The sequence below is a fragment of the Phocaeicola sp. RTP21198st1_B8_RTP21198_201120 genome, from assembly GCF_040929485.1.
GTDB lineage: Bacteria > Bacteroidota > Bacteroidia > Bacteroidales > Bacteroidaceae > Phocaeicola > Phocaeicola dorei.
This window is the reverse complement of sequence record NZ_JBCOCI010000127.1, coordinates 1-7,260: the sequence shown is the minus strand read 5'-3', so window position 1 is coordinate 7,260 and position 7,260 is coordinate 1. Positions and strand designations below refer to the sequence as shown.

Sequence of the window (7,260 nt, the reverse complement as noted above, 5' to 3'; positions counted from 1 at the left end):
GGCAAAATCCTGAGCAACTTTTTGTTGCTCAGGTACTTAAAAAGTTTAATTTATAATAGTGTTGCGGAATTAAGGTAAAATAAACAAAATGAGAAAAAACATTGTTGCAGGAAACTGGAAAATGAACAAGAACCTTCAGGAAGGTATTGCTCTGGCAAAAGAATTGAATGAAGCTTTGGCTGTTGACAAACCTAATTGTGATGTAGTAATCTGTACTCCGTTTATTCACTTGGCTTCTGTTACTCCTATTGTTGACAAAGCTGTAATTGGTGTAGGTGCAGAAAACTGTGCAGATAAAGTATCAGGTGCATATACCGGTGAGGTTTCTGCTGAAATGGTTGCTTCTACAGGTGCTGAATATGTAATCCTGGGTCACTCAGAACGTCGTGCTTACTATCACGAAACAGTAGAAATTCTGGAAGAAAAAGTTAAATTGGCTTTGGCTAATAATTTGAAGCCGATCTTCTGCATTGGTGAGGTATTGGAAGAGCGTGAAGCTAACAAACAAAATGAAGTGGTTGCTGCTCAGTTGGCATCGGTATTCTCTTTGTCTGCTGAAGATTTTAGTAAGATTATCCTGGCTTACGAACCGGTTTGGGCTATTGGTACAGGTAAGACTGCTACTGCTGAACAGGCTCAGGAAATCCACGCGTTTATCCGTTCTTTGATTGCTGACAAGTATGGTAAAGAAGTTGCTGATAATACTTCAATCCTTTATGGTGGCAGCTGCAAGCCTTCTAATGCTAAAGAATTGTTTGCTAACCCTGATGTAGACGGTGGTTTGATTGGTGGTGCTGCTTTGAAAGTTGTTGATTTCAAAGGCATTATCGATGCATTCAAATAATTAATTTCATCACAGATTACTCAAGCTTACACAGATAAAGAATCATAAAATCGTCTGTGGGAATCTGAGTAATCTGTGATGATTTACCTAAATTCATAAAACGACATGAGATACATTTTTATCCTACTCTTTTTAAGTCTCGGACTTTCCGCCTTGGCACAGCAGAACATAGTAGAAAGCTTGCAACGTAACCGTGCCGGAGAAGGTACTGTAACCATCCATCAAGATCCTAAAATAACAGGCTTGATTGGTAGTATCTATACAGGGAATGTTACGGGAGGTGAGCAGAAAATGTTGAAAGCCAGAGGGTATCGGGTTCAGGTCTATGCAGGAAATAATTCGCGTGTGGCTCGTAATGAAGCTAATAACGTGGCTACCAAGGTGAAAGAAGAGTTTCCCGATATGCCTGTCTATGCCTATTTCCAGCCGCCTCGTTGGCTGTGTCGTGTAGGTGATTTCCGCAGTATTGAGGAAGCGGATGCCGCTATGCGCCGTCTGAAGGCTACCGGTGTTTTTAAAGAAGTATCTATTGTTCGTGAACAAATTAATATTCCCCTGGACTAATAACATGGAAGAACTATTGCATCCCGAATGGTCAGCAGAGAAAATTGAACAGTTGAAAGGCCATTATCAGAGTATTTTATCGCTATTGGGTGAAGATGTAGAAAGAGAAGGATTGCTGAAAACTCCTGAGCGCGTAGCCAAAGCTATGCTGACATTGACACGCGGTTATGAACAAGATCCGCATGCCATTTTATTGGGAGCAAAATTCAAAGAAGAATATAGTCAGATGGTTATCGTGAAAGATATTGATTTCTTCTCTTTGTGCGAACACCATATGCTTCCGTTCTATGGAAAGGCACATGTTGCTTATATTCCCAATGGTTATATCACCGGTTTGAGTAAGATTGCCCGGGTAGTTGATGTGTTTTCTCATCGGTTGCAGGTACAGGAACGTATGACATTGCAAATAAAAGAATGTATTCAGGAAACTTTGAATCCGCTGGGAGTGATGGTAGTGGTCGAAGCCAAGCACATGTGCATGCAGATGCGCGGGGTAGAGAAACAAAATGCCATTACTACTACTTCTGATTTCACAGGTGCGTTTAATCAAGCCAAAACACGTGAGGAATTTATGGATTTGATACGGCATAACCGGTAAGGAGTTATGCCTCCTTTATTTTAATACTACCCGGTCTCCGGCACGCTTGGCCATAATTTTTTGTAATTCACTTAATTCTTTAAAGTGGGCCATGACTTCAAGGCATTTATCGGCATTGGCTGCTACTTCAGGCTTGTTCAATGCTTGCAGCGTATATTTCATATCTTCTTCTAAAATGGCAAGTTTGAAGTCGATAAGTTGGTGTGGTACTAGTTCGTGTAAGCGTTCTTCATCTTTGACCATCGCTTGTGAATTGCTTTTACTCAATTGGTAACGATCATTTATCATATCTGCTGCCAGCTTGCTGATTGTAGGGTCGGGATGAGCCAGAAAATAACGCTCTGCCGTGAAGTTGGAGTCATGCAGATGAGCTTCTGCCTCTGCTAGTATTTTCCGGTGCAACGGATTATGGAACTGTAATTCATCCTGTTTCAAATCCATGGAAATATATTCTATCACAGTGAGCGGAGTTTCCGTATTTTCTTCCGTTTCTACATAGCACATGACTTTCTCTCCGTGGCGTATCAAAGTTTGAAGCAGTAACTGTTCTTTTACATAAAAAACGTACTTTTCCCGTCCTTCTTGGGGAATATACGATTGATACCCCGCTTCTGCTTCTGCAGGAGGAAACGGAGGGGGAACATCATCATCTACTTCTATGGGGGGCATATCGGCAGGAGGTATGCTGCCGGCAGGAAAAGGTGCATCGGCAGAAGGCAGAGAGCCGATAGTGGCGGATGCGTCTTTTTCTTTCTTGATTTGTTCCAGATAGTTATCATCCCGTTGAAGCAGATGCTTTTTGATCTCGTCTAAAATAATTTGCTCGTTTACGTTCAAGAGGGTAGCACATTCTGTCAAGCAGGTATATCGAATTACTTTATCCGGAATCAGTCCGATACTTCGTGCCATGTCCGATATCAATCCGGCCCGTTTGATGGGGTCCCTTTGTGCATCTTTTAGTAAAAGGTTGGTCTTGAAACGGATAAAGTTCTCTTCGTGATCATCAATGTATTTTCTGAATTCCGTGGCATTGTGTTTTCTGGAAAAACTATCGGGATCATCTCCGTCAGGCAGAAGCAGCACTTTGATATTCATGCCTTCTGCAAGTAACATATCGATACCTCGGATGCTTGCTTTTATACCGGCTTCGTCACCATCATATAATAGGGTGATATTGGAGGTGAAGCGGTGTAGCAACCGGATTTGTTGTTCGCTCAATGCTGTACCCGAGTTGGCCACTACATTCTCCAGCCCGCATTGGTGCATGGCAATTACATCGGTGTATCCTTCTACCATGTAAACACAGTCGGCTTTTACAATGGCAGCTTTAGCCTGATAAATGCCATATAGTTCTTTTCGTTTACTGAAAATTTCGGATTCGGGCGAATTGACGTATTTTTGGTTTACTCCCTTGGTACGGCTGTCCAGTACACGTCCACCGAAGCCAAGCACTTTTCCGCTGATGTTAAACCATGGAAATATCACACGTCCCCAAAAACGGTCGCGTAAACTGCCATCTTCTTTTTCGTAACATAGTCCGGTCTTGAGCAGAAATTCTTTTTTATATCCTTTTCGCATGGCTTCTTGTGCCAATGCGTCAGAAGCGGTAGTGCTGTATCCCAATTGGAATTTCTTGACAATATCGTCACGAATGCCCCGTTGGCGGAAATAAGACATGGCAATGGCTTTTCCGTCAGCGTGGTTGTAGAGGATGTTTTGAAAATAATCGCGGGCAAACTCATTGACTACAAAGAGACTTTCCCGTATATTTTGTACTTGTTTCTCCTCATCGGTCAATTCGCGTTCCTTTATTTCTATATTGTATTTTTTGGCCAGCCAGCGTAGTGCTTCGGGATAGGTCATCTGTTCGTGTTCCATAACGAAATGGACAGCATTTCCACCTTTTCCACAGGCGAAGCATTTACATAATCCTTTGGCCGGTGATACATAGAATGAAGGGGTTTTGTCATCATGGAATGGACAAAGTCCGACAAAATTCACACCGCGTTTCCGCAGAGTGACAAACTCGGATACCACATCTACAATTTGTGCGGCATCCAGTATCCGGTCTATGGTGGGTTGGTCTATCATTGCGAGTGCGAAGATACAAAAAAAACATCGCCAAGGGTGAACCCGGCGATGTTTTTAACGGAATATTGTAATCAGAATTATTTAATATTAGGATTCAGCTTGTTCCATTCGGAAACCGGAGGAAGTACTCCCATCGCAATCACTTCATCACGCAAAGCACAAAGGTGTGCATAACTTTTTTCTAATGCGGCTTCTTCTTCGGGCGTGCCTTTCACTTCTTTTAAGTGGCAGCCATCCTTAGCGATAGAAGTTTCCCAGGCCATCATGATATGGTCGAACTTACCATTGGATACGTAAGTACCTGCAGGCCAGCGGAATGGCTTTCCTCCCATGGCGGCGGCAATCATTTCGATAGAAACATATGACGGGCTTTGGAAAGAAGAGCGGCCGCGCAGGTTGATGATGTTTGCACCGCCTTTAGTTACTTTTTGTTGTATTTCAGTCCATTGTTCTTTTGTCAAAGCATCAGTGCCGATGATATCAAGTAATGCTTTTCCGTTTACTTTAGCGGTAGAAGCATAAACAGCCATCTGCTCACCATGACCGCCATACGTGCGGCAGTTTTCTACATTATCCATGGCGATGCCGAAATGCTTGGACAATTCGCTGCGCAAGCGTGTAGAGTCAAGAGCGGCAAGAGTTGTAACTTGTGATGGTTTCAGGCCTGAATATAATAAGGTGATCAGACCGGTAATATCAGCCGGATTGAAAATAACCACGATATGTTTTACGTCCGGACAATAGGCCTTTACATTTTTTCCGAATTCTTCAGCGATGGCTGCGTTTCCTTTCAGCAAGTCCTCACGGGTCATGCCGGCTTTACGTGCCGCACCACCTGAGTTTACAATATATTTAGCATCGGTCAAAGCTTCCTTGATGTCGGAAGTGAAAGTGATGTTCATGCCTTCGAAACCACAATGGTATAGTTCTTCTGCCACACCTTCCAGACCGGGAGCGTATGGGTCATACAAACAAATATTGGGAGTAAGGCCCATCATAATAGCAGTTTGAGCCATGTTCGAGCCAATCATTCCGGCAGCACCTACGATTGTCAGCTTTTCATTCGTTACAAATTCCATAATTCTTTTATTTAAAGTTTGTATAATATAAACGCTTTTGTGGGAGAGGATGTTCTCTCTTCCGGGTACAAATTTACAAAACCTTTTATTAAGATGTTTATTCTAAAAAATTATATGGGATAATAGAAAGTTATCTCATATAATCATCCTAGGATGGTGAATTTCAGAATGCCTGTCAATCAAGATGTTAAACAGTATTTATTCAAACAGGTTTGTGGATGGAACAAATAATGATATGATCTGTTATGTATTTATGTTTATATAACTTTTTAATGCATCTACATATTCTTCAAAAGCTTCAAGCCCTTTTTGTGTAATCTTACAAATGGTACAAGGCATTTTTCCTTTAAATGTCTTGATGACTTCTACATAGTCAGCCTTGTTTAGCTTGTCTATTTGCACACTCAGATTACCTGCCGTTGCTCCTGTCTGTTGTTTCAGATAGCTGAACTCGGCTTCTTCCACTGAAACCAGTATGGACATCACGGCAAGTCTCAGTTCGGAATGTAGTAATGGATTCAATTCTTTGAACATAGGCGCAAAGTTACGATTTTTTTTGTTTACGGGCAGCATGATTCAACACATGTCCCGGAATAACCATCATAAAAATAAAGACAGGAGCGAAGATTAATATCTGGTTTAGACCTGGATAAAAAAGGCATCCGATGGAGCTTAATGCTCCCAGTGTGCCGCAAATAGTGACAGTTTTATAACCTATCACCAGACCTGTTAGTGTAGTTCCCATGCCCATCAGCAGAAGGACCATGAATAGGATGGGAAGTTGCCAGAAAAACATGGCGAGCATGGATATCAGAAAGCCGGTTATGCCGAATACCAACCAAATATAATTGATTACTTTGTCCAAATGAGTCTTGATACCCGGCTGCTGATTACGTGTGGAAAGGTAAGTTCCTGTTCCTGCGATGATGGGGAGTAAGAACCATAGGTATTGCCAATAATAATTCCGGGTAGTTACTACCAGAAACCAGACCAGTAGGCTGACAAAGATAGTGGTATATCCCCAAAAAAGGAACGGCATGCCACAATTGGTTTCTAGCCTGTTTTTTGTATTCTGAATCATTTGAGCGATGAGTTCCAAACTCTCTTTCTCATTCAATTTTCTTTCTTCCATACTGTTTTTTCTTTTTAGTTTGTGATTAATTAATATTTGATGCTTTTCTCTATGGCTGTCATCAGCAAGCTGATTCCCCAGCCTGCTATCACCCATAGTACCCACCAGTAGTGTGGACTGGTAAACCAGTTTATAGCTATAAGAAACAGGTTTATTACCACATAATAGACTAATGACCAAGTGAGCCAATTCCAAAAATGACGGGCTCTTTGCCGGCATACTACTTCGATTTGTTCCTGAGTTGGAACGGTTTTTTTGTTGTTCTGATTTGTTTTCATAGCTTTATTTCTTATTATAGTGATATAAAGTCGGTGGTTTGTGCTATATTTTCAGTGGCAAATCTCGGAATAGTTAGTGTGGCGCATGCCAGGATAGTGGCACGTTTCTTGTGAAATGTTGTGTTTGTTTTCATTGTTATGATGTTTTATAGGTTGAATGATAAAAGTTTATTTTACTTAATTACTTTACAAATATAATATAGTTTATAATATAAACCAAATTTTCATAGAACTTTTTTCAAATAATAACTGTCAAGTGTGTATGTGTGGTAGAGGGGGAAGTGCAAAATATGTAGTCTTCTTTATGGATTTTACATTCAGACTTTTGTTGGCACGTGCTTGAACAAGGAAATTCTTCTCTGCTTTTTCCCTCCTAAAGTTTTTCAAGAGTGGTAGCATTGGCATCTGTTTTTGCTAACTCAGTTGTGTGTGCTGCGTACCTCGTCCTGTGTTTTCCGTAGCTGTCTTCCCTTCCCTGTCCTGGCTTACGGTGTTTGGTTGCCCCTCCGGACTCGCGCCTTCCCCTTCTTTAGTTCCAGCTCTTCCGTTTTTGTTTACGCGCGTGCGAATATTATAATGTGTCTGTCTTTTTTCTCTCGTGTCCTCCGTTATAAAAACCTTCTTTGTAACACATCTGTGATTCAGCGTATTACAAAAAAGTTTCAGGGAATCCG

The 7,260-nt window shown here is 41.5% G+C and carries 9 protein-coding genes; 3 read left to right on the top strand and 6 right to left on the bottom strand.

Annotated features, from left to right (window positions below; translation table 11 throughout):
* Positions 1–88: 88 nt before the first annotated feature.
* From tpiA to folE, 3 genes are all read left to right on the top strand, one after another.
* Positions 89–844 (top strand): triose-phosphate isomerase, encoded by a 756-nt coding sequence (tpiA, locus tag AB5935_RS22880; protein ID WP_007833141.1) that lies wholly within the window; start codon positions 89–91, stop codon positions 842–844.
* 105 nt (positions 845–949) lie between these two features.
* Positions 950–1,408, top strand: a complete 459-nt coding sequence (locus AB5935_RS22875) for an SPOR domain-containing protein (RefSeq protein WP_007848516.1) — start codon at positions 950–952, stop codon at positions 1,406–1,408.
* A gap of 4 nt (positions 1,409–1,412) precedes the next feature.
* A complete protein-coding gene (folE, locus tag AB5935_RS22870; RefSeq protein WP_007833143.1) occupies positions 1,413–2,006 on the top strand; it encodes a GTP cyclohydrolase I FolE in 594 nt (197 codons plus the stop codon).
* A 15-nt stretch (positions 2,007–2,021) separates the two neighbouring features.
* Here the strand turns inward: folE and dnaG are convergent, their stop codons facing one another.
* From dnaG to AB5935_RS22840, 6 genes are all read right to left on the bottom strand, one after another.
* The gene (dnaG, locus tag AB5935_RS22865) at positions 2,022–4,097 is read right to left on the bottom strand and encodes a DNA primase (protein ID WP_007833144.1); all 2,076 of its coding nucleotides are present in this window, start codon (positions 4,095–4,097) and stop codon (positions 2,022–2,024) included.
* Positions 4,098–4,174: 77 nt separating this feature from the next.
* Positions 4,175–5,176: a malate dehydrogenase gene (locus AB5935_RS22860; protein WP_007833145.1), complete on the bottom strand. Its 1,002-nt coding sequence runs from the start codon at positions 5,174–5,176 to the stop codon at positions 4,175–4,177.
* 243 nt (positions 5,177–5,419) lie between these two features.
* Positions 5,420–5,710: a winged helix-turn-helix domain-containing protein gene (locus AB5935_RS22855; RefSeq protein WP_007840774.1), complete on the bottom strand. Its 291-nt coding sequence runs from the start codon at positions 5,708–5,710 to the stop codon at positions 5,420–5,422.
* Positions 5,711–5,720: 10 nt separating this feature from the next.
* On the bottom strand, positions 5,721–6,308 hold the full coding sequence (locus AB5935_RS22850; protein ID WP_007840772.1) for a hypothetical protein: 588 nt from the start codon (positions 6,306–6,308) through the stop codon (positions 5,721–5,723).
* Between the two features lie 29 nt (positions 6,309–6,337).
* Entirely contained in the window at positions 6,338–6,586 is a 249-nt protein-coding gene (locus AB5935_RS22845) for a 2TM domain-containing protein (protein ID WP_007840770.1), read from the bottom strand.
* Positions 6,587–7,000: 414 nt separating this feature from the next.
* Positions 7,001–7,260: hypothetical protein (locus tag AB5935_RS22840; protein WP_368327596.1), on the bottom strand; the 260-nt coding region annotated here is incomplete at its 5' end.